Below are 21,575 nucleotides of genomic sequence, written 5' to 3'. Positions count from 1 at the left end.
AGATATTATGAAAACGCTATTATATTTATGAAAGGAGCGAAACGAATGAAGAAGAAAAACGGGTTTTTTCAAAATGTATGGCGTTATAAGGCCTTAATCCTTATGGCGTTACCAGGATTTATCTGGTTTATATTTTTCTTCTATATACCAGTCTTAGCCAATGTGGTCGCATTTAAAGATTTTCATATTTCACCAGATGGTTTCTTAGCTAGTCTAAGAGAAAGTCCTTGGGTTGGTTTTGAAAACTTTAAATTTTTATTTGCGTCAAAAGATGCTTGGTTAATTACTAGAAACACCATTTTGTACAATGTCGTCTTTTTAGCCTTTAACTTATTCTTCGCGATTGCTTTTGCTATTATTATGAGTGAATTAAGAAATCGTCGCTTGGTTAAAGTTTATCACACGATGTCATTGCTACCATATTTCTTATCTTGGATGGTTATTAACTATTTTGTTTATGCCTTTTTAAGTCCAGATAAAGGGATTTTGAATCAATGGATTACTGGTAATGGCGGCACAATGATTAACTGGTATGCAGATCCACGTTGGTGGCCAGTAATTTTTGTCTTCCTAAATGTTTGGAAGAGTCTAGGCTACAACAGTATTATCTACTATGCTTCTGTGATGGGGATTGATCCGACATACTATGAAGCAGCGATGGTAGATGGTGCCAACAAATGGCAACAAATAAAAAATGTTACGATTCCACAAATTTTACCAATGATGTCTGTTTTATTAATTTTAAACATCGGCGGTATCTTCAGAGCAGACTTTGGTTTGTTCTACATCGTACCAAGAAACTCAGGTGCGCTTTACAACGTGACAAGTGTGTTAGATACCTATATTTACAATGGCTTAACGGCTACTGGTGATGTAGGCATGACGGCAGCTGCAGCGTTATATCAATCTGTCGTTGGGGCATGTTTGTTATTAATTGCGAATTTAGTTGTTCGTCGAATTGAACCAGATTCAGCACTATTTTAGGAGGAAGGATTATGAAAAAGAAAAAAGTCACTAGCGTTAACGTTCGATCCTTCAACCCGACAGCGAATTTGATTTTCAATATTGTCATTGCTATTTTTGCTATTTCCTGTGTGGTTCCGTTTTTCTTTGTTATTATGATTTCATTGACAAGTGAAGGATCATTAGCAGCAAACGGCTACCGGTTTTGGCCAAAAGAATTTTCATTGGAGGCCTATCGTTACATTTTCCAAGGGGCAATGAGTCAACGCATTATTCATGCCTTAGGGGTAACGGTCTTCATTACGGTGACAGGGACGATTGTCAATGCAACAATGACGTCATTATATGCCTATGTCATTTCTCGTTCCAACTTTCCATTTAAAAAATTCTTTACATTGTTTGCGTTAATTACAATGTTATTTTCACCAGGGATGGTTGCGAACTATTTAGTAATGACAAACTTATTGCAATTGAAAGATACAATTTGGGCGTTAATTTTGCCTTTAGCTTTAGGACCATTTAATATTTTAGTGATGCGAACGTTTTTCAAGAAAACCGTGCCTGACAGTATTATTGAATCGGCACGTATTGATGGCGCAAGTGAAATGCGCATTTTTGTCAGCATTGTGTTACCACTAGCCGTTCCAGGGATTGCCACAATTAGTTTGTTTGCGGCTTTGGGTTATTGGAACGATTGGTTCAATGCGTTACTTTACATTCAAAAAGATACCTTGGTACCATTACAGTATTTATTGATGAAAATTCAAAACAACTTAGAGTTCTTATCAAGAAGTACGGATATGGGTGCAGCAGCACAAGAAGGATTAGGCGTTCTACCAAGTGAATCGGCTCGAATGGCGATTGTTGTCTTATCTACGTTACCAATTGCGTTAACTTACCCATTCTTCCAAAAATATTTCGTGGGTGGTTTAACAATCGGCGGCGTGAAAGAATAAAATTGTACAGGAGGAAATAAGGAATGAAAAAATGGCAAAAAGGATTAGCCGTAGCTGGCGCAGCAGCTTTAGCTGTAGGATTAAGCGCGTGCGGTAAATCTTCAAAAGATGCAGCGTCAAAAGGTGATGATAGTACACCAACGTTATTAATGTATCGTGTTGGGGACAAACCAGATAATTATGACCAATTAATCGATAATGCGAATAAAATTATCGAGAAAAAAATTGGGGCAAAATTAAAAATGGAATTTGTTGGTTGGGGCGATTGGGACCAAAAAATGTCAACAATCGTTGCTTCTGGTGAAAGCTATGATATTTCATTAGCACAAAATTATGCAACGAATGCACAAAAAGGCGCCTATGCTGATTTAACTGATTTAGCACCTAAATATGCCAAAGAAGCCTATGATCAATTACCAGATAACTATATTAAAGGAAATACGATCAATGGAAAACTGTATGCGTTCCCAATTTTAGGTAACTCTTACGGTCAACAAGTTTTAACTTTTAATAAAGAATATGTCGATAAATACAATTTAGATATTAGTAAAGTCGATGGTAGTTATGAAAGTGCAACGGAAGTTCTAAAAGAATTCCATAAAAAAGAACCAAATATTGCTGCTTTTGCTATCGGCCAAACATTCTTTGCAACAGGTAATTATGACTTCCCTATTGGTAACCAATATCCATTTGCAGTAAAAACAACTGATAATGGCTCACCAAAAATTATTAACCAATATGCCGACAAAGACATGATTAATAACTTAAAAGTCTTACATCAATGGTATAAAGATGGCTTGATTCCAACAGATGCTGCTACAAGTACAACACCATATGACTTAAATACCAATACTTGGTTCATGCGTCAAGAAACACAAGGACCTATGGATTATGGTGATACAATCTTAACACAAGCTGCTGGCAAACCACTTGTTTCTCGTCCACTAACAGAACCATTAAAAACAACAGCACAAGCGCAAATGGCTAACTATGTTGTTGCAAATACGTCTAAAAACAAAGAAAAATCTGTTGAATTGTTAGGTTTATTAAACAGCAATCCAGAATTGTTAAACGGACTTGTTTATGGTGAAGAAGGCAAACAATATGAAAAAGTTGGCGATGATCGCGTGAAATTATTGAAAGATTACACACCAACAACTCATTTGAGTGCTTGGAACACAGGAAACAACTTAATCATTTGGCCAGAAGAATCTGTCACTGAAGAAATGGTTAAAGAACGTGATAAGAGCATCGAAGAAGCAAAAGATTCACCAATTCTTGGTTTTACTTTTGTAAATGATAAAGTGAAAACTGAAATCACTAACGTTGCTACAGTTATGAACCGTTACGCAGCAAGCTTAAATACAGGAACTGTTGATCCAGAAGAAACACTTCCAAAATTAATGGATGACCTAAAAACAGCTGGCTGGGATAAAGTTCAAAAAGAAATGCAAACACAATTAGACGAATATATCCAATCTCAAAAATAATCACAGGAGGCTGAGGCATTAGCTGAGCGCTTTTGGCTTAGCCTTTTACATAATAGAAAGGAAGAGGAAGATGGAAAGTACAGGGATTCAACGGTTGTTTTACCTTTCCTGGACAGTAATCAAACTAAATTTACTGTTTGTTTTATTTAGTTTAGCTGGAGGGATTATTTTTGGTGTTGGTCCAGCACTCCAAATGATGACTGATTTCATTTTGGAAGAGGGCATGAATTATCAAGCAATCACCGTTAAACGAGCATTTGAATCATGGAAAGCACATTTTAAAAGAAGTAACTGTTATTTTTTACTTTTTCTCTTCACTTTAGGATTTGTTTTTTATAATATTTATTTAGCCGTTCAATTTACCGGAATAATGTGGTTAATTATTACATTTATTTTATTTTTTGTTTCCCTAATACTCGTTATTTTTTACATTTATATGCTACTATATGAAGGAAGCTATTTTATCTCAACTATTGATTTAATGAAGCTTTCATTTATCAGTATCTTTTTAAACCTCGGTGTATTTTTTAAAGTCTTATTCGGTGTAATTAGTATCGTTGCTTTAACTTGGAAAATGAAAGGACTGCTACTATTTGCTTCGTTTGCCTTAATTATGATGTGGTGTGCCTATGTCACGCGCAAAAATCGCCAGTTTATTGATGGAAAGTTGGAACAAAATGAAGCGAATCTTCAAAAAACTGTTTAAAAAAAAATATTTATTAAATCGATTAGTACAAAAATACAGTCTACTGTTAACAAGTATTATTTTGTTAACGGTGGCTGCTTTGTGCGTTTATGTTACTTATACAATTAACTTATCAATTGATTCACAAAAAAATAACGCCGTTTCCCAAATTGACAGCTATGTAACGAATAAAAATAATGCAGCGACGAATATGATTAATGAATTAGCTGGCTCTGCAAGTAAAATTGAAAACATGCGAAAATATATGGAACTTTCTCCTCCTGAGTATTTTGACTATACTTACAGTCAATGGTCGGAAGATCGGGTCAGTACCCACTTTGGAAATAATTTAAGTACATTATTTAGCACCTTTCCTGACTTAGAAGAAGTGATTATTCGCTTAGATGAATTTGATCAGGTTTTGTTCGCCAATCGCACAGCTACAAATGGAAAAAAAATGGATATGTCATCAATTAAAAAACATGGCTTTCAACTAATGCGAATTATCTCCGATCCTTATACAGGACAACCACTGGGAGAATTGTACACTGTGTTTTCAAGTCAAGAATTGCTAGGCAACCAAGCAGACTTATTGAAAAAATCAGGTATTAATGCGTTTATCTATGATAGTGCTGGGAATCAAATTTTTTCTGAAAAAGCGCAATTTACCAAAGAAGAAGAGCGGCAACTAGATAAAAGAATGCACACCGATAGTGACATTCAACAGGTTTTTCATAATCGCTACGATATTACGGAAATAGAAAGCAGTGGCCGGAGTACCATTCTCTTATTAACAAGCCGCCGAGTCTTATTTCAACAATTGTTTATGAATTATGCGGCCATTTTAGGGATTGGGTTACTTTTGATTGTTATTTTATTAGTGGGCTTAAATCGCCTATTTAAACGCTATTCTCAACAAGTCCAATTAATTTTAGAAGCGACACGAGCCATTGGCGATGGCAATTTAAAAGAACGAATTGACACGAATCAAGTTCAGGAAGAGTTGAATGATATTGCTTCCGCGATTAATTTTATGGTAGACAGTTTAGATCAATACATTCACGATATTTATACTTTAGAAATTAAGCAACGCGATGCTCACATGAGAGCGTTACAGTCGCAAATTAATCCTCATTTTCTTTATAATACGTTGGAATATATTCGTATGTATGCCTTGAGTCGGCAACAAGAAGAACTAGCTGATGTTGTCTATGCTTTTTCAACGTTACTTAGGAATAATATTAACCAAGAAAAAACCACGACCTTGGCAGAGGAAATCTCATTTTGCGAAAAGTATGTGTATTTGTATCAAATGCGTTATCCCGATCAATTTGCCTATAAGTTCGAAATAGAAGAAACAATTGCTGATGTCGAAATTCCTAAGTTTATCATTCAGCCGCTTGTCGAAAATTATTTTGTGCATGGAATTGACTATCAACGACAAGACAATGCTATTAAGGTCCACGCCTACCGAGAAGGCGAAAAAATTATTGTGGCTGTTGTAGATAATGGAAAAGGAATTACCGCCAATCGGTTAGAGGAAATTCGCGAACGTTTAAATCAAACAGAAATAGAAACGGAACAATCCATTGGATTAAGAAATGTTCATGAACGTTTACAACGCTTTTTTGGGGAGAGTTATGGTTTAACCATTGAAGGGAAAGAAGGAGAAGGGACGACAATTCGTCTTTCGTTTGTAGCATAAGGGGTGAAAAGATGTATCGAGTGATGTTTGTTGATGATGAATATATGATTTTAGAAGGCTTAAAATGGATTATTCCTTGGCAAGAGTTAGGCTTTGAAATTGTTAAAACAGCGCGTAGTGCGCAAGAAGCATTGGCTTTTTTAGAAACAGAATCCATTGATGTTTTATTAACAGATATTACGATGCCAGAAATGAGCGGGATCGAATTAATTGAGCAAGCAAAGAAAAAAGGACATCAATTTATTAGTTTAATTTTATCAGGTTATCAAGAGTTTGATTACGTCAAAAAAGGCATGGCTTTGCAGGTCCAAGATTATCTTTTGAAACCAGTCAATAAACAAGAACTATTAGCCAATATCCAGAGAATTAAAATAGAATTGGACCAACAAAAAAAATCCCATGCCCGCGTGCGTCTATATCTAGAAAATGGCTTGATGCGTTGGCTTAATGATGAAATCAGCGAAGGGGAATACGAAGAGTTAATGCAGCAATTTACGACTATAAAACCAGGTGATTTTACCGTTTTATTGGTTGAAGCTGAGATGCCATTTTTAGAAACAATCAAGGAACTATTTATGAAAAAAGGCCAACTGTTATTCATTGAAAGTTGGATGAGTACGTACCACCAATTGTTACTTATCTATAAAGGGGCCAGACAAGAAGCGTTCTTATTTATTCGTGAAATTGAAGCGATTCTAGCTGGTCAAGGTCAGATTTTTGTAGGGGAATCTGTCAATGAATGGGAAACGGTTTATGAAAGTTATGAGAAAGTAAAACAGTTGCAAGCAATTGAAACGTTTTATCAAGAATTTCTGCCAAATAATCAAAAAGAACAAATGAATCGTTCGGCAGAAGATTTTACTTTTCTAGCGTTTAACCAAGCCTTGATGATTGGGGATATGCAGACCATTCAACGGGAATTAGATGCTATTTTCAATCAGTTAAGTCAACAACACGCTACGCCAGAATATGTACGCTATGTAGTCTTCTTACTTTTTTCAGATATTTCGCGTCAGTATCCAACTGTGTTAGAAGAAAACTATGAAAAAATCGTGGAAGAAATTCGAGCCAGCAACAATCTTAATACACTGTATGCGTTAATGCAGCAAGTCTTGGCAGAAGTGAAAAATAAACCTAAAATAAAAAAATATTCAGAAAGTGTTAGCCAAGCTGTAGAAAGAATTGAACAAGGCTATTTAGAAGAATTAAACTTAAAAACGGTGGCGGATGAGCTTCATTTGAACCCTAGTTATTTAGGCCAAATTTTTAAAAAAGAAACCAAGCGGAGTTTTTCTCAATATTTGAATCAAGTGCGTACCAAGCATGCCCAGAAATTATTATTGTACACGGATGATACAATCAACGAAATTTCAGAAAAAGTAGGATTTAACAATACCAACTATTTTTCAAAAATGTTTAAAAAATTAAATGGAATTACGCCAAAAGAATTTCGAGAGCAATACCAATCAAATTACGCAGGTGTCGAAGAATAAAAAGAAAGATGTTCAATTTTTATGAACATCTTTCTTTTTATTATTTTTCCGTACTTAATGAAAACGGTCGTTCTGCTGTGGTTTGTGGATTCGGGACGATCCCTAATTGATAATCTAAAGTCCCGCCGTTTAATAGTTCTTGATGAGTAAAATAAGGCGCAGTATGTTTTTCTTGGTTTAACTGAATTTCATGAATAAATTGTTGTTGGACTTTGTTTGGTGATGTCTGAATGGTTAATTGTTTACCATTTGACAGTTTTACTTCCGCCGTCTGGACTAAAGGCATCCCGATTACATATTCACCAGTTCCTGGTGTGACGGGATAAAAGCCTAAGCTATTAAAAATATACCAAGCAGACATGCTACCATTGTCTTCATCACCTGGATAGCCAGTTGGTGAAGCATCAAATGTTTGCATTAGTTGTTTTAAAAGTGGTTGAGCCATCTCTGGTTTGCCGATGTAGCTGAATAGAAACGGATAATGGAAACTTGGTTGATTTGAGATGGCTAATTGACCAAAATCAATTGCCGCCATTTCACTCATTTCATGAATTTCAAAACCATAGCCTTCAACGTTAAAGTTAGGCGCTTGATTGCATAGCTGAATTAATTTTTTTTCGAAAGCTAACTCGCTACCATATAGCTTAATCAAACCTGCAAAATCTTGATAAACCGCAAAACTTGATTGCCAAGCACTTCCTTCGGCGTAATCTTTGCCCCAACGAATATCTAAAAAGTCAGGACGGAAATGGCCTTCAGTATCCTTTGCTTGCATAAAGCCAGTTTCAGGATTAAAAAGTTGTTGATAATTCAAGGCTTGTTGACGATAAAACGTTGCGGTCTCTGAATCATTCAATGTTTTTGCAACTTGCGAAATACAGAAATCACTGTACGCATAGTCTAAGGTATGATTGACAGATTCATGATAGGTTGAAGGAACATAGCCATATTTTAGATAATCCAGAGTTCCTTGACGTCCATAATTTTCTCGTTCGCTTTGTTGTGTGGCGCCTTTTTTCATCGCTTCTAGGAACTGAGGCATCAAGTCAGGACGAATCTTTTTCACGGCGGCATCAGCAATGACAGCGTCAATCAAGGTGCCGGGCATTAAACCACGCTCATCTGGAGATAACCATTTTGGCAAGAAACCTGTTTCGTTGTAACTATTTAAAAAGCCTTCTAGCATCTCTTCGTATTTTTCTTGAGCAATTAGTGAGAACAATGGGTAGACCGTTTTATAAGTATCCCAAAAGCCATTATTGGTATATAGTACACCAGGACGAACCGTTTGCGAGAACGTATCATAATGAATCGGCTGCTGATTTTCGTCCAATTCATAAAAGGTTTGCGGAAATAGGAATGTTCGATACAGTGTATGATAAAACGTTTTAGTATGTTCAGGGTTTTCATGCGTTACTTTAAGGCGATCGAAATAATTATGCCAATCTGCGATTCCTTGTTGCAGCATCTCAGTAGAACGCAAAGAGATTTCTCGCGCTAAATTTAACTGCGCTTGTTTTTCAGAAATAAATGAACTACTAAAATGAACAACTTGTTGAGCAATATTTCCAAAAGAAAGAAGGATTTTGCCGTCTTCACCTGAAGAAGGGGCAAACCATTTGGTTAAAGGCTGTTCAAAATGAAGCACGAAATAAAAACTAAAATCTGGATCTTCACAACCAGAATAGTTGATGACTTTTACAGCCACTTGATGGTCATCTAATTGTTTTACTTGATAACGTCCAGGCAGAGTTAGTAGTAAGTGATTGTCTTTTTGTTGATAATCAATGGTTAAGATACCACCATACATGCTTGGTATTAATTGAGAAGTTATTTGATAGCGTAATTGAGTTAAGTTAATTTCGACAGGAGAAAAAAGGCTTTCTTCTGGACGATAAGAACTTTGGGCATGGAATAAAGAAAGTTCCGACAATGAACCACTGACAGGGGTCATTAATAAATGGCTAAAATCACCCATCCAAGGACTTGGTTGATGCGTTACTCGATAGCCTTGAAATGTTCGATCTTCTGGATGAAACCACCAGCTGCCTTTTTGGTCAGTTGTTTGCGGGGCGTAAAAATTCATCCCAAATGGCACGCCAGTATAGGGTAGACAATTTCCATTTGAAAAACTATGTTGGTTGGCAGTTCCGTGTCGCGTATCAATCGCTTGAATATTCATGAAAGTAGCTCCTTTGTTTTAAATGATATATCATATAGGCTGATTATAGCACAAAAAACAAGAAATGAAAGCGTATTTATTCGCTTTTTTATTTATTTTTAACGAATTGGTATATTCAATTTGAAGAGGGAATTGACAAGCATGTTACAATGGATAAGGAATCGATATTGGAGTGATTGTTATTTATTTTTTTAGTACAAAAAGTCAGCAATTTTTTGCGTATGTTTGGGCTATTTTCCCAGTCATCGCCTTTTTTTTGGTTAGTTTTTATACATTGGATTTTTTATTTTCCCCAAGCTATTTAATTATGGTGCCTGTATTTACTATTATGTTTAAAATTAACTATAAAAAAGATTATTCGTTTGTAGCGCTGCTCAAAATGAGTATCAGGCAATTTGTGATCAGTTTTTTAGCATTTATAGCTAGTAGTTCCTTTAGCTGGTCTATTATTTTAAATAGTAGTGTGACATTTTTAATTGTTTATTTATTTTATTCATCTGCGACACCGATGCGGTATCATAGTTATTTGATGATGTTTACGTTTTGTCAGTTAATCCAGGTTAAAGGAAATACATTTTTGATGCAATCTCAAGTTGTGGCCTTTTTAATTGGTCTTTTTTTATTGGCTTTAACATTAAACGCTTGGTGGCAAACAGGATTACGTCAGCTAACTAGCTTAAAGAGTAGGGGCCATGTTCGTTTTTTTAAAAGCATTCAATTAAATATGAAGCAACAAAAATTGGCAGTTATTAATTTCTGGCACGACTTACAACAGACTTTTTTTGGGATTACAAGTTTCAAACAATTTTTAGAAAGTCCTGACGAAAGAGTGCAACGATTTCGTTTAGCTATTCGTATGAGTTTCACCATTACGCTGAGTTTTATTTTAATGTGGAGTGTAGGAGGCATTAAAATAATTTGGATTCCGATGAATGTTTTTCTACTCTTGCATCCAGTGAAAGCAGAAATGAACACGCGTATTAAGACACGTTTTTGGGGGACTCTTTTAGGATGTTTCCTTAGTCTGTTTGTTGTCAATTGGCTTCAATTGCCACTGACACACCTCATTGTTTCTAGTTTGATTGGCATTTTTGTTTATGCCCTAAAACCAGGAACCGTGTTACAAGTGACAATGGCAACGATTTTTGGGTTATGTTTGGCAACAATTAGTTTACGAGGGATGTACGCCGCAGAGTTGCGGGTCTCTTTTGTATTATTGGCAATTTTTGTTGTTTGCTTAATTGATTTAGGTTTATTTGTTTATCAGCGTATTTTACGTTTTTAAAAAGTGTGGCACAGAGGGTGATTTACCCGTTGTGCCACACTTTTTAATTTTCTAAATTCGTTAATTTTTCCAAGTAATGATTTTCTATTTGCGGAAAATCTATTTTTTCTGGTGCTGCATCAGGAGTTTCAACTACTTGCTTCAAGCGATTGAGAACAATTGACCAACCAGCGATATCTTTATGGCGAGGTGTTGTAAAATTTTCTGGGAGAGATTCTGAAAAGACTAACAGGGTCTGATGAGGTGCTTGTTCTTTTAAGTCAAAATAGATGATACCAGTATCCCAAGTCACGCCCAGATATTTTTCCTCTGCATAATCAGTGAAAGGCATTGTTTCTTCAAAATCGGGCAGAATAAACCGCCAAAACCCGTTAACACCTAATTCACCAATTTCTAATTCTGGAAACCATTGTTTTAGCTTGTCTGTCTCAGTCAGGTAGCGCCAAATCGTTTGAGGGCTGGCTGAAATTGCCCGTTCTGTACCAAAATAAATCGTCTGGTTTTCTAAGCGAAAGGTATCTTTCATTTTGTTTCTCTCCTTTATTTATTATTCATGAAGTTCTAAAGGTAGTCCATCTGGATCAAAAAAGAAGGTCATTTTTTCACCCGTAAAATCATCTACTCGTAGCGGTTCTGTTTCAATTCCTTGCTCATTTAAAAAAGCAATCACTTCTTCAATATGTTCAACTTTAAAAGCTAAATGACGTAATCCTAAAGCTTCAGGATAAGAGGGGCGAGCGGGAAATTGATCAGAAATAAAAATTTCCAATTCTTGGCTGCCTAATTTTAAATCTAATTTAATATCGTTTTTTTCGGGACGATGATTTTCGCGAAGAACTTCAAAGCCCAACTTTTCGACATAAAAATTTTTAGTTGCTTGATAATTTGAGGCATTGATTGCCACATGATGAATTTCTTTAAAAAACATTTTTCATACTCCTTTTCGTTTTTTCCCTCTGTAGTATAGCAATAAAGAAGCAGCTAAAAAAGCGTTCTGTTTGACTCTTTAAGAAAAGACAAGGGATTTGCAAAAAAATAAAATTATTTTTTTGAAAGAAAGCGCTTGCCAAAAAAAGAATAATCGAGTATGATGTATATACAACTTAATTGTATATACAAGTTTGAGAGGAGAATGTAAAATGGGTAAGTTTCAAAGCGATGCACAACAGTTGTTGAAAGCAGTAGGAGGCAAAGAAAATATTTCAGCTGTTTCTCATTGTGCAACTCGAATGCGTTTTGTATTAAAAGATCCAAAAAAAGCGGATGTACCTGTGATTGAAGATATCCCTTCTGTAAAAGGAACCTTTACAAATGCTGGACAGTTTCAAGTAATTATTGGGAATGAAGTCCCACAATTTTATAATGATTTTTCTGCAATTTCCGGTTTAGAAGGGGTTTCAAAAGAAGAAGGGAAAGCAGCTGCCAAAAGTAATTTGAGTCCTGTTCAACGAGTTGTTTCTGTTTTAGCTGAGATTTTTACACCATTGATTCCTGCACTTGTTATCGGGGGATTGATTTTAGGGTTCCGCAATATTTTGGAAGGGGTTCCATTTGGCTTTCTTGATGGTCAAACAATCGTGGAAGTTTCTCAATTTTGGAATGGAGTCAATTCATTCTTATGGTTAATCGGCGAAGCAATTTTCCACTTCTTGCCAGTTGGGATTACGTGGAGTATTACGAAGAAAATGGGAACCACACAAATCTTGGGGATTGTCCTAGGGATTACATTAGTCTCACCACAACTTCTGAATGCTTATTCAGTTGCGACGACTAAAGCAGCAGAAATTCCTTTCTGGGATTTTGGGTTTGCTCAAGTTAACATGATTGGTTATCAAGCGCAAGTTATCCCAGCTATGTTAGCCGGCTTCTTGCTTGCCTATCTTGAAATTTTCTTTAGAAAAGTGATTCCTCAAGCAATTTCAATGATTTTTGTCCCATTGTTTGCTTTAGTACCGACAGTATTGGCTGCACATGTCATTTTAGGACCAATCGGTTGGACGATTGGTAGTTGGGTTTCTGATATTGTGAATGCAGGATTAACGTCAACATTTAATTGGTTATTTGGCGCCGTCTTTGGCTTTATGTACGCACCATTAGTTATCACTGGGTTGCATCATATGAGTAATGCTATTGATTTACAGTTGATTGCTGACTTTCAGTCAACCAACTTATGGCCAATGATTGCTTTATCAAATATTGCACAAGGTTCAGCAGTTTTAGCGGTTATCTTTATGCATCGTGGAAACAAAAAAGAAGAACAAGTTTCGATTCCAGCAATGATTTCTTGTTACCTAGGTGTGACTGAACCAGCGATGTTTGGGATCAACTTAAAATATGTTTATCCATTTGTTGCGGGCATGATTGGTTCAGCAATGGCCGGAATGTTTGCCACTTTAATGGGCGTTCGTGCGACAAGTATCGGCGTCGGTGGCTTGCCAGGAATTTTATCTATTGTGCCACAATATTACTTGCCGTTTTTAGGCGCAATGGTGATTGCCATTATCGTACCAATGGGCTTAACTTATATTTTCAGAAAGAAAGGCATCTTTAATAAAGTCGATCCAGTTGATGAAGCAACAGGGATGTTATACAGCGAAGAAGGGTAATCGCTTTTTGAAGTTAAGAAGAATTCGTAGACATTTGTCTACGAATTCTTCTTCTTTTTATAGAAACTATTGGCTTTTTTCTCTCTTTCAGTTAGACTAAAAAGGTTGAGAAAAGGAGAGCGTAAAAATGGATATTTATTTAAAAAAAGCAATTTTACACATTATTGATCGAGAAACTGGGACGCCGGTTTTTTCTGAAAAGGAACTAGATTTAACGACTGAGTATATTCGAACGTATTTAACTGCAAAAATTTCAAAACTTTCGACTGCACAAACAAAGACTGGAACATTGGCGGAAAATAGTTCCTTTGTTGACACGTTACGTGGGATTCCTAGTGATTTTGTAAAGAAAAGCCAAGAAGTTACCCAACATTGGTATGATGTTTATTCAGGAAGCGAAGATGCGCCTAGTGCTGATATTTTGTTCATTTTATATGAATTAGATACGGTGTTACATGTCGCAATGATTAAATTAAACTATAAAGAAAGTTACACGCATTACGTCGACTATGAAGAAGAATCCGTTTATAACAAACTGATTATCAATCGAGCAATTTTGTCTTCAAAATCACAAAAACCAGATGAAGGAATTACAGTTGACTTAGATACATTAGCGTTTGAATTACTAGAGAAAAGATATGAATTTTCAGGAGAAAAAATCTGGTATTTCTCTGAAAAAGTGATTGAGACGCAAGCGGCACCTTCCATGGAAGAAAATATCAAAGAAATTAAAAAAGCAGTCAAACGCATTGGAAAGAAATTTAACGAAGATGAGTTTGAACTAATGGCTTCTGTAAAAGAAGCGGTGTATGATAGCATTGAGGAAACGGGGACGATTGACAATGAGCAGATTGCTGAGCAAGTGTTTAAAGAAAATGTATCAGCTAAATTAGCTTACCAAGAAGAAGTGAATGAATCGAAGTTTGTCGACAAAACACCGCCAGTCAGAGAATCTCGCGAAATTTCTGAAAAGAAATTTGGCAAACAGAAGTTAAAAATGGATAACGGTATTGAATTAATTGTTCCGTTAGATGTTTACCGCAATGGCGATTTAATTGAATTTGTTAATAATCCAGATGGCACAGTGTCCATTATGCTAAAAAATATCGAAAAAATTAGTAATCAATTATAAAGAAAAAACCGTTGGTCGCTTGCCAACGGTTTTTTCTTTATTTTAATTTTTCTAAAGCTTTTTCAGGGACTTCTTTTTCTGTCACTTCATTCCAGCTGATCACGCCTTTACGGGGATTAACTTTCAATTTTAGATAGGCTTTCATACGCAAAGGTTGATCACGGGATTCGTTTAATTCCACGGTTTTTTCTTCACCGTTTTTATTAAACGCAGGTTGTTGATAGTAATAAATGGTCATTGCTTCACCAGAATTTGTTTTTTCATCTTTCTTTTCACCAGATGTTGTGATTTGTGTATAATAGGCTTCTCCACCGTAATAGTAATTATAAACGCCCCAGCTACCACCGGCTAAAATGACTATGGGAATTAATATTTTTAGTAATGTTTTCATTTTCCTCACCTCAAGGAATAGTATGCCTTTTTTTTAGGAAATTTGCCATATTTTTTTCCGTTAATTGAGTGACAATTTTGTTAGTTTCGGCACTTTCTTGAAAAATTCATCATTTTTTTAAACAAAAGACAACGTTTGTCGCTCCCTTTTTTTCACTATCATGCTACAATAAAGAAAAAAAGATGGAGGTAGAGGACAATGATGCCCTTTTATTTTGGAATCGATCCAACCTATATATTGGTAATTATCGGAATTGCGATTTCTGGTGCGGCCTCCGCATATGTTAACAGTACCTTTCGTAAATATGATCAAGTACGAAGCAGTAAACATGTTACAGGCACGCAGGCAGCACAATATATTTTACAAAAAGAACAAATTAATGATGTTGGAGTTCAGCAAATTGCGGGTGATTTAACCGACAATTATAATTCTGGAAACAAAATGTTGAGCTTATCCGAAGCCACTGCTCAATCGACATCGGTCGCGGCTATTGGCGTGGCGGCTCATGAATGCGGACATGCGGTACAAGATCATACGAACTATGTGCCTTTACGTCTTCGTGCAGCTATTGTTCCAGTTGCCAACATCGGTTCAACCATTTCCTTTCCACTAATTTTGCTTGGTGTTTTATTTAGTTGGAATCAAACATTAATCAACATTGGAATTTTGGCTTTTTCATTAGCCTTGATTTTTCAATTGGTGACTTTACCGGTGGAGTTTAATGCGTCTAGACGTGCATTAAGTATTCTTTCTGAAGGTGGGTTATTAACAGAAGAAGAAGTCCCAATGGCCAGAAAAGTTCTTTTTGCAGCTGCACTTACCTACGTAGCAGCGGCGCTTTCGACCTTTTTACAACTTTTACGTTTGGTTATTTTATTTGGTGGCAATAACCGACGAGACTAAGTGCTAGTAAAGGTCTTTCTATTACGCATAAAAGTAATAATATGTTATGATTAAAGTAGAAAATAACAGAGGAGCTGAAGGAAATGAAAGCATCAACAAAAATTGGTATCGGTTTAAGCATTGCTGCAGTTGCAAGTGTCTCTGTTGCAGTCATCGCTTCTGAAAAAATTATTAAGAAGGTATCTCATGTTTCCAATCGTTATAAAGTTAAAAAGTTTGTAGACGATAAATTTGATGGAAACCAAAAATTATTATCGATTGTCGATGATTTATCCGATGATGAATTAGATTCTGTTTTAAATGTTGTGGATCGTGTGAAAGATGGCGGTTCAAAATTAGCTGAATATGGCGAAAAAGTTAAAGACAATACAGATTCTTTAAAAGAACGCTTTTTCACATTTATTGAAGATGCAATGAAGTAAAAAAGATGGCCTAGGCCATCTTTTTTTTATAAAAATAATTCTTTTGTTTCAACATAATAGCCTCTGCCACCAACTAGAACTTGATCAATTGTCTTTTGGGATGTAGTGTTCAAACGCACTAAGACTTCTGAAGGAGCGTTTAAGGTATAACCTTGGGCAAAGGTGTAATTGGTTTTTTGTAAAATTTGGTGATGGTACAGATAACAAGCTAACGCACCATTTGATGTACCAGTAGCGGCTTCTTCATCGATGTCATAAAGGGGTGCAAAATTCCTACAAATGATATTTTCTTCAGACAAAGCAAAAAGATGCATCCCAATAACTCCATACTTTTGACTAAGTAACTTAATTTTTTCAAAGTTTGGTTGTAAATCCTGTAATAATTGCGCATTTTTAATGGGAACCAAAATATCTTTTAGGCCCGTTGACACAATCTGGATAGGAAAAGCAGTTGCCACTGCGTTTAAATCAAAGCAGCCGCTCAATTCTTCTAAAGTGAGCGTATCATAAAAAGTTGGGACAGTTTGTTCCATAAATAGTTGTTCACCGTTCGCCGTGATTGCGAGCAAACCGCTGTTCGTTTCGATTGTATATTCTGTTTGCAATAATTTATTTAAGTGCTTCATGATGGTGAAAGCGCCAATTGTCGCGTGGCCACATAAGTCGACTTCTTCTTTTGGTGTAAAATATTCAAGGCGGAAATCAGCAATCTTTGAGTCTGAAATAAAAGCAGTTTCTGCAAATCCTAGTTCTTTGGCGATGGCCATTTTTTGGGTTCTCGTTAAGGGCTGTGTCATAAAAACAACGCCTGCTTTGTTGCCACCTTCGTGGTTTTTACTAAATGCACTAGCGACATATGCGGTAATTTTCATTGGAACGCCTACTTTCTAATTGGGAATAAAAAACATACGAGTAAAAAATGGACGTGCTACTTTCTTAATAACAAATAACAAAAGATTAAATCATCCATTTTTTTTAAAGATAAGCCAGTTTGTTCAAAAAACTTTTCCAACCGATAGTGTAAAGTATTTCGATGCATAAATAAATCTTTTGCAGTGGAGCTGATATTGCCTTGATTTTTCCACAAAGCGCTGATGATTGGCTGAATATCGGTGTCTTTATTTAATAAACGACGATAATACTCAACAAGTACATTTTGGCTCATGGCTTCCTTGGTAAAATAGTGGAGGGCAACATCAGTTAAACTAAAAACAGTCGTCCGACTAGAGGAATTAAGTTCTTCTGAAAAAATACGTTGTTCTTCATGGAAACAACGCCGGAGAATGTCTTCAGAGGAATAAAAATTGCCAACAAATACAGCACTAGTGCAATCAAAGTCTGTATCTAATGTTAAAAAGATCCCTTGAATTTCTTCTTGTTGAAAGGTATTTTTTGACTGTTCTTCAACTAAAATATACATATTATTACTTGGACTGAAACAATCAACTGTATCTGGAAACATCTTTGTTAAATTAAATTGCCATTCAGCTTGTAATTCTTTTGTGACATTCGTTTGAATTTGCAACATACGAAAGGTCCCTTCGGCAGGTAATTTTGCCTGTTGAAATAAGTAACTGAACCAAGGATGGTTACCAGTAATTGTTGGGTTTTCAGAAATCGGGAAAAGCGCTTCCAACAAATGCTGTTCTTTAATACTTAAGAAAGCTTTATTCACAATGAAAAATTGGTCGTCAACAGGAATTGAATAGGTGGCTTCGGAACCAATTGTTTTTGATAAATAGCCTTTGGGATAAAGCTGAGATAAATTTTCAATAATCATAGACACACCTCACTGATTTATTGTACCATGAAGCAAGACAGAAGTTTAGTGGGAAAAAGCCGAAAGGTGGAAATTAATTGGGAAAAAAAGAAACAACGTTAACACAAGAAGAAAAAGAATTTTTTATGCGAGAAGCCATTGCAGAAGCGAAAAAAGCAGAAGGTTTGGCTGAGGTGCCTATTGGAGCTGTAATTGTTCGGCAAGGGGAAATTATTGGCCGCGGGCATAATCTGAGAGAAGCACGGCAAGAAGCAACGGCGCATGCAGAAATGTATGCAATCCAAGAAGCGTGTCGTGGGATAGAAAATTGGCGTCTAGAAGAAACCCAATTATTTGTAACTTTAGAACCTTGTCCAATGTGTAGTGGGGCGATGCTTTTGGCACGAATTCCAGAAGTTTATTATGGCGCAACCGATCCTAAAGCAGGCACTGCTGGGACTTTGATGAATTTATTAGAAGATGAACGCTTCAATCATGCGGCCTATGTCGAAGCAGGCGTTTTAGAAGAAGAGTGTCGCTTATTGCTAGTTCAGTTCTTTAAAAAGTTACGGGCAAAGAAAAAAGAAGAGAAACTTTTAAAAAATCAAAAGAAAGACTAGTCAAAAGAATAAAAATACGTTATACTAGGTTTTGCCGAAAGGCTAGGACAATGGCGGGCTAGTGAATTGTGTCAGATCCGGAAGGAAGCAGCACTAAGCAAGTGCCGCCATGTGTCTGATTGAATAAGGAACGTATCAAGGCTGAGAAGCCTTTTTTATTTTATCTAAAATTAAAAAGACAGGAAAGTTGGTCGCTTCCCTGTCTTTTTTTGTGGATTCAAGATAACACAGCAGCTGCTAAGGCTTGTTGAATAGCAACAATATCTTTATCTTTTCTAAATTGAAGACTTACTGAAGGTAACTCAGCACTTGAAATCCATATCTTTAGTTCTGCATCTAGGTCGAAATGTCCACTAGTTTCAACAGAAAAGCGTGAAATAGATTTGTAGGGAATCGATTTATAATCAACTTTTTTACCTGTAATTCCTTGTTTATCGACTAAAATTAAGCGTTTATCTGTAAAGACAATTAAATCTCTTACTAAAGTGAAGGCCATATCTACTTTTTCGTTAGGGATTAAAACATCCCGTAATTCTTTTTCAGCTGTTTCATTGTTATTTTGTGTTGCATTCCCTAATAATCCATCAAATAATCCCATGTTAATTCTCCAATTCTACTTTTTTGAAAAAATTCTTTTATTTAAAAGTAAACTTATATCGTGTAAAAGAATCCGCTTTCAATTTAATTATAACGTTAAAGGTCCTTCGAATGCAATTGATTTTTTAGCATAAGAAAGTGAGGCCTAAATCGCTGCAACTTAGGCCTCACTTTCTAAATTTTAAAAGAACCTACTGAATAAAAGCAGTTTCTTCTTATTTCTTGGAGCTAAAAACTTTGGTTTCAACATTTGGTAGACTATGCCCAATCGCCATTTCTAAAAACTGGAACAATCGTCCCGTCTTCCTTAATGCCGTCAATATTCATTTTGTCAGATCCTACCATAAAGTCCACATGTGTTTGGCTACGATTTAAACCAGCTTCAGCTAATTCTTCTTCGCTCATCTCCGTGCCGCCTTGTAAGTTGAAGGCATAGGCTGAACCAAAGGCTAAATGATTAGAGGCATTTTCATCAAACAATGTATTATAAAAAATCAAACCGGATTGTGAAATTGGTGAAGGGTCTGGTACTAAAGCAACTTCTCCTAAGTGTTTGGCACCTTCATCAATAGCTAAGAGATTTTTCAATGCTTCTTCGCCTTGTTCAGCTGAGAAGTCAACAACTTTTCCATCTTTAAATGTAAATTTCATTCCCGAAATGATTGTGCCAGCATAACTTAGTGGTTTTGTACTAGAAACATAACCATCAACGCGGCGACTATCTGGGGCGGTGAAAACTTCTTCTGTTGGCATATTAGCCATGAATTCTTCCCCACGAGCGTTATAACTACCAGCGCCTTCCCATAAATGGTTTTTAGGCAAACCAATCGTTAAATCTGTCCCAGGAGCTGTGTAGTGTAAAGCAGTAAATTGTTGTTCGTTTAATTCAGCCGCTTTTTCTTGTAATTTTTTATCATGGATATCCCAAGCAATGACTGGGTTTTCTTCATAAATTCGTGTTGTTTTGAAAATTTCATTCCAAAGTGCATCAACTTGTTCTTCACTTGTTGCTAATTCTGGAAAGACTTTAGCTGCCCAGCCTTCACTAGCAGCAGCTACAACAGTCCAACTTACTTTGTTGGCTTGCGTTGCTTTTCGTAGGTTGACCAATGCTTTCCCATTAGCCGCTTGGAAAGCTGCTACACGTTGTGCATCCACGCCAGCTAATGCATCAGGATTAGAAGAAACCACGCTAATTCGGCTTGCGCCTTTGGCAATCCAATCATCGGTTTGATCAATTTTATATTGAGGAACATTTTCAATACGATCAGTTGCAGCATGAGCTAAAAATTCACGTTGAATGGTTTCGTCGCTCCATTGAACAATTACTTCGGCCGCGCCTAAGCGATAAGCTTCTTCCGTAATTAAGCGGGCAAGGGGCGCTTGATCGACACTGATTTGTAAAACAACCGTATGATGGTCCTGAACATTGACACCCGTTTCAGCAATTAAACGTGCATATTTCTTTAGATTTTCATTAAAATTCTCTAAGGTCATTCGTGATTCCTCCTTCATTTTGATGGGTAATGACTGCTCATATCATAACACGGAAGAGCAGGGAACTCAACGAAATAAAGCCTTTATCAACTGTTATTTTAAGTCGGGGTAAAAGTTGTCGTGCTCCCGCTCAGTGAACTTTTGTACAAAGAGTTGTTCTAATTTTGCATAATAGAAAAATCGTGTTACAATAACCATAAGCATTTATTTGGAAGCGTTGTATATGAATGAATAAAGGGGATAGGGAATTATGGCAAGAAAAAAAACCATTACGAAAGAGCAGATTTTAACAGCTGCCTATGAAGTAGTCGCCACTGAAGGATTTTCGAAGTTCACTGCACGTAATATTGCTAATAAAATGAAATGTTCCACCCAACCGATTTATTTGGAATTTAAAAACATGGATGATTTACGCGATGCTTTATTCCAAAAAATTCATAAATACTTAGCGAAAGAAGTATTTCCAGTAAAACATACTGGGAATACAATTGTTGATTTGGCTTTAAACTATATTCATTTTGCGACAAGTGAAAGTAAGTTATACCGTGCGCTTTATTTAGAAGAATATGGTGGCGGCAAAAAAATGCAAGAATTCTCTTATCACTATTTTACTGAAGCGGTAAAAGCTGATCCTGAGTATGCTAATTTAAACGATGTTCAAATTGACTCTTTACACATGGGAACATGGGTGGTCGCTACTGGTGTGGCTGCATTGATGACTTCTGGAATTATCCATCCTTCAGAAGAACAAATCATTCATTTAATGAAAGATAGTATTGAAGCAATTCTTGAACGAGATGAACCAATTGATATTGACCTATAAAAATTAAAAAAAGTGTAACCTCATGCTGATAACTTCTGTGAGGTTACAGCAAAAGACTGTTTCTTA

21 protein-coding genes and 1 other RNA gene are annotated in these 21,575 nt (G+C 36.1%); 14 read left to right on the top strand and 8 right to left on the bottom strand.

The genetic code is table 11. The annotated features are described in order from the left end of the window. Positions 1 to 27: 27 nt before the first annotated feature. The 6 genes from IGL42_RS09010 to IGL42_RS08985 all read left to right on the top strand — a co-directional run bounded on the left by IGL42_RS09010 (position 28) and on the right by IGL42_RS08985 (position 7,292). Positions 28 to 984, top strand: a complete 957-nt coding sequence (locus IGL42_RS09010) for an ABC transporter permease (RefSeq protein WP_002356852.1) — start codon at positions 28 to 30, stop codon at positions 982 to 984. 11 nt (positions 985 to 995) lie between these two features. After that, complete coding sequence (locus IGL42_RS09005; RefSeq protein ID WP_002359877.1) at positions 996 to 1,919, top strand: carbohydrate ABC transporter permease; 924 nt, start codon at positions 996 to 998, stop codon at positions 1,917 to 1,919. A 23-nt stretch (positions 1,920 to 1,942) separates the two neighbouring features. Then, entirely contained in the window at positions 1,943 to 3,409 is a 1,467-nt protein-coding gene (locus IGL42_RS09000; protein ID WP_002374428.1) for an ABC transporter substrate-binding protein, read from the top strand. Between the two features lie 70 nt (positions 3,410 to 3,479). After that, a complete protein-coding gene (locus IGL42_RS08995) occupies positions 3,480 to 4,115 on the top strand; it encodes a YesL family protein (RefSeq protein WP_002362905.1) in 636 nt (211 codons plus the stop codon). Next, positions 4,069 to 5,799: a sensor histidine kinase gene (locus tag IGL42_RS08990; protein ID WP_002356857.1), complete on the top strand. Its 1,731-nt coding sequence runs from the start codon at positions 4,069 to 4,071 to the stop codon at positions 5,797 to 5,799. Before IGL42_RS08995 ends, IGL42_RS08990 begins: the two co-directional genes overlap by 47 nt. A gap of 11 nt (positions 5,800 to 5,810) precedes the next feature. Further along, positions 5,811 to 7,292: a response regulator transcription factor gene (locus IGL42_RS08985; protein WP_002378518.1), complete on the top strand. Its 1,482-nt coding sequence runs from the start codon at positions 5,811 to 5,813 to the stop codon at positions 7,290 to 7,292. Positions 7,293 to 7,332: 40 nt separating this feature from the next. On the opposite strand, the gene IGL42_RS08980 is transcribed toward IGL42_RS08985, so the two are convergent. Beyond that, the gene (locus IGL42_RS08980) at positions 7,333 to 9,474 is read right to left on the bottom strand and encodes a GH92 family glycosyl hydrolase (RefSeq protein WP_002359883.1); all 2,142 of its coding nucleotides are present in this window, start codon (positions 9,472 to 9,474) and stop codon (positions 7,333 to 7,335) included. Positions 9,475 to 9,646: 172 nt separating this feature from the next. On the opposite strand from IGL42_RS08980, the gene IGL42_RS08975 reads away from it, so the two are divergent. Then, positions 9,647 to 10,759: an FUSC family protein gene (locus tag IGL42_RS08975; protein ID WP_002359884.1), complete on the top strand. Its 1,113-nt coding sequence runs from the start codon at positions 9,647 to 9,649 to the stop codon at positions 10,757 to 10,759. Positions 10,760 to 10,802: 43 nt separating this feature from the next. Here IGL42_RS08975 and IGL42_RS08970 read toward each other — a convergent pair whose 3' ends face one another. Both IGL42_RS08970 and gloA2 read right to left on the bottom strand, forming a co-directional pair. After that, on the bottom strand, positions 10,803 to 11,285 hold the full coding sequence (locus IGL42_RS08970) for an SRPBCC family protein (RefSeq protein WP_002356863.1): 483 nt from the start codon (positions 11,283 to 11,285) through the stop codon (positions 10,803 to 10,805). 21 nt (positions 11,286 to 11,306) lie between these two features. Further along, positions 11,307 to 11,687, bottom strand: a complete 381-nt coding sequence (gene gloA2, locus IGL42_RS08965; RefSeq protein WP_002356864.1) for an SMU1112c/YaeR family gloxylase I-like metalloprotein — start codon at positions 11,685 to 11,687, stop codon at positions 11,307 to 11,309. A 211-nt stretch (positions 11,688 to 11,898) separates the two neighbouring features. On the opposite strand from gloA2, the gene treP reads away from it, so the two are divergent. Both treP and IGL42_RS08955 read left to right on the top strand, forming a co-directional pair. Beyond that, positions 11,899 to 13,365: a PTS system trehalose-specific EIIBC component gene (gene treP, locus IGL42_RS08960; RefSeq protein ID WP_002383776.1), complete on the top strand. Its 1,467-nt coding sequence runs from the start codon at positions 11,899 to 11,901 to the stop codon at positions 13,363 to 13,365. Positions 13,366 to 13,492: 127 nt separating this feature from the next. Then, complete coding sequence (locus tag IGL42_RS08955; protein ID WP_002356866.1) at positions 13,493 to 14,497, top strand: nucleoid-associated protein; 1,005 nt, start codon at positions 13,493 to 13,495, stop codon at positions 14,495 to 14,497. Positions 14,498 to 14,534: 37 nt separating this feature from the next. Here the strand turns inward: IGL42_RS08955 and IGL42_RS08950 are convergent, their stop codons facing one another. Then, complete coding sequence (locus tag IGL42_RS08950) at positions 14,535 to 14,888, bottom strand: YxeA family protein (RefSeq protein WP_002387247.1); 354 nt, start codon at positions 14,886 to 14,888, stop codon at positions 14,535 to 14,537. A 198-nt stretch (positions 14,889 to 15,086) separates the two neighbouring features. Between IGL42_RS08950 and IGL42_RS08945 the strand changes: the two genes are divergently transcribed. Further along, positions 15,087 to 15,791: a zinc metallopeptidase gene (locus IGL42_RS08945; RefSeq protein WP_002383773.1), complete on the top strand. Its 705-nt coding sequence runs from the start codon at positions 15,087 to 15,089 to the stop codon at positions 15,789 to 15,791. An 83-nt stretch (positions 15,792 to 15,874) separates the two neighbouring features. Continuing rightward, a complete protein-coding gene (locus tag IGL42_RS08940) occupies positions 15,875 to 16,213 on the top strand; it encodes a hypothetical protein (RefSeq protein WP_002356871.1) in 339 nt (112 codons plus the stop codon). Between the two features lie 26 nt (positions 16,214 to 16,239). Here IGL42_RS08940 and IGL42_RS08935 read toward each other — a convergent pair whose 3' ends face one another. Together IGL42_RS08935 and IGL42_RS08930 are read right to left on the bottom strand one after the other, a co-directional pair. Further along, on the bottom strand, positions 16,240 to 17,085 hold the full coding sequence (locus tag IGL42_RS08935) for a PhzF family phenazine biosynthesis protein (protein ID WP_010710597.1): 846 nt from the start codon (positions 17,083 to 17,085) through the stop codon (positions 16,240 to 16,242). Positions 17,086 to 17,141: 56 nt separating this feature from the next. Next, positions 17,142 to 17,993 (bottom strand): PucR family transcriptional regulator, encoded by an 852-nt coding sequence (locus tag IGL42_RS08930; RefSeq protein ID WP_002383772.1) that lies wholly within the window; start codon positions 17,991 to 17,993, stop codon positions 17,142 to 17,144. A 77-nt stretch (positions 17,994 to 18,070) separates the two neighbouring features. Between IGL42_RS08930 and tadA the strand changes: the two genes are divergently transcribed. After that, positions 18,071 to 18,592 carry a tRNA adenosine(34) deaminase TadA gene (gene tadA, locus IGL42_RS08925; RefSeq protein WP_010710596.1) on the top strand — a complete coding sequence of 174 codons (522 nt, stop codon included), beginning with the start codon at positions 18,071 to 18,073 and terminating at the stop codon, positions 18,590 to 18,592. Between the two features lie 39 nt (positions 18,593 to 18,631). Next, positions 18,632 to 18,718: signal recognition particle sRNA small type (ffs, locus tag IGL42_RS08920), an RNA gene on the top strand. 91 nt (positions 18,719 to 18,809) lie between these two features. On the opposite strand, the gene IGL42_RS08915 is transcribed toward ffs, so the two are convergent. Both IGL42_RS08915 and IGL42_RS08910 read right to left on the bottom strand, forming a co-directional pair. Further along, positions 18,810 to 19,190 carry a PH domain-containing protein gene (locus tag IGL42_RS08915; RefSeq protein WP_002356881.1) on the bottom strand — a complete coding sequence of 127 codons (381 nt, stop codon included), beginning with the start codon at positions 19,188 to 19,190 and terminating at the stop codon, positions 18,810 to 18,812. Between the two features lie 257 nt (positions 19,191 to 19,447). Next, complete coding sequence (locus IGL42_RS08910) at positions 19,448 to 20,686, bottom strand: aminopeptidase (protein ID WP_002376949.1); 1,239 nt, start codon at positions 20,684 to 20,686, stop codon at positions 19,448 to 19,450. 250 nt (positions 20,687 to 20,936) lie between these two features. Between IGL42_RS08910 and IGL42_RS08905 the strand changes: the two genes are divergently transcribed. After that, positions 20,937 to 21,509, top strand: coding sequence for a TetR/AcrR family transcriptional regulator (locus IGL42_RS08905; protein ID WP_002356883.1), 573 nt, complete (start codon positions 20,937 to 20,939; stop codon positions 21,507 to 21,509). The last annotated feature ends 66 nt before the right edge of the window (positions 21,510 to 21,575 follow it).

Origin of the sequence: Enterococcus sp. DIV0712 (genome assembly GCF_050554855.1) — a bacterium.
Lineage (GTDB): Bacteria > Bacillota > Bacilli > Lactobacillales > Enterococcaceae > Enterococcus > Enterococcus faecalis.
This window is presented reverse-complemented; position numbering and strand designations above follow the sequence as displayed.

Bases quoted from the DNA above. Each gene is read 5' to 3' on its own strand.
- IGL42_RS08905 (WP_002356883.1), top strand. From the start codon at position 20,937: ATGGCAAGAAAAAAAACCATTACGAAAGAGCAGATTTTAACAGCTGCC.
- gloA2 (WP_002356864.1), bottom strand. From the start codon at position 11,687: ATGTTTTTTAAAGAAATTCATCATGTGGCAATCAATGCCTCAAATTAT.
- IGL42_RS08915 (WP_002356881.1), bottom strand. From the start codon at position 19,190: ATGGGATTATTTGATGGATTATTAGGGAATGCAACACAAAATAACAAT.
- IGL42_RS08940 (WP_002356871.1), top strand. From the start codon at position 15,875: ATGAAAGCATCAACAAAAATTGGTATCGGTTTAAGCATTGCTGCAGTT.
- IGL42_RS08985 (WP_002378518.1), top strand. From the start codon at position 5,811: ATGTATCGAGTGATGTTTGTTGATGATGAATATATGATTTTAGAAGGC.
- IGL42_RS09005 (WP_002359877.1), top strand. From the start codon at position 996: ATGAAAAAGAAAAAAGTCACTAGCGTTAACGTTCGATCCTTCAACCCG.
- IGL42_RS08935 (WP_010710597.1), bottom strand. From the start codon at position 17,085: ATGAAAATTACCGCATATGTCGCTAGTGCATTTAGTAAAAACCACGAA.
- IGL42_RS08990 (WP_002356857.1), top strand. From the start codon at position 4,069: ATGGAAAGTTGGAACAAAATGAAGCGAATCTTCAAAAAACTGTTTAAA.
- IGL42_RS09000 (WP_002374428.1), top strand. From the start codon at position 1,943: ATGAAAAAATGGCAAAAAGGATTAGCCGTAGCTGGCGCAGCAGCTTTA.
- treP (WP_002383776.1), top strand. From the start codon at position 11,899: ATGGGTAAGTTTCAAAGCGATGCACAACAGTTGTTGAAAGCAGTAGGA.
- IGL42_RS08910 (WP_002376949.1), bottom strand. From the start codon at position 20,686: ATGACCTTAGAGAATTTTAATGAAAATCTAAAGAAATATGCACGTTTA.
- IGL42_RS09010 (WP_002356852.1), top strand. From the start codon at position 28: ATGAAAGGAGCGAAACGAATGAAGAAGAAAAACGGGTTTTTTCAAAAT.
- IGL42_RS08970 (WP_002356863.1), bottom strand. From the start codon at position 11,285: ATGAAAGATACCTTTCGCTTAGAAAACCAGACGATTTATTTTGGTACA.
- IGL42_RS08980 (WP_002359883.1), bottom strand. From the start codon at position 9,474: ATGAATATTCAAGCGATTGATACGCGACACGGAACTGCCAACCAACAT.
- IGL42_RS08995 (WP_002362905.1), top strand. From the start codon at position 3,480: ATGGAAAGTACAGGGATTCAACGGTTGTTTTACCTTTCCTGGACAGTA.
- IGL42_RS08945 (WP_002383773.1), top strand. From the start codon at position 15,087: ATGATGCCCTTTTATTTTGGAATCGATCCAACCTATATATTGGTAATT.
- IGL42_RS08955 (WP_002356866.1), top strand. From the start codon at position 13,493: ATGGATATTTATTTAAAAAAAGCAATTTTACACATTATTGATCGAGAA.
- IGL42_RS08950 (WP_002387247.1), bottom strand. From the start codon at position 14,888: ATGAAAACATTACTAAAAATATTAATTCCCATAGTCATTTTAGCCGGT.
- IGL42_RS08930 (WP_002383772.1), bottom strand. From the start codon at position 17,993: ATGATTATTGAAAATTTATCTCAGCTTTATCCCAAAGGCTATTTATCA.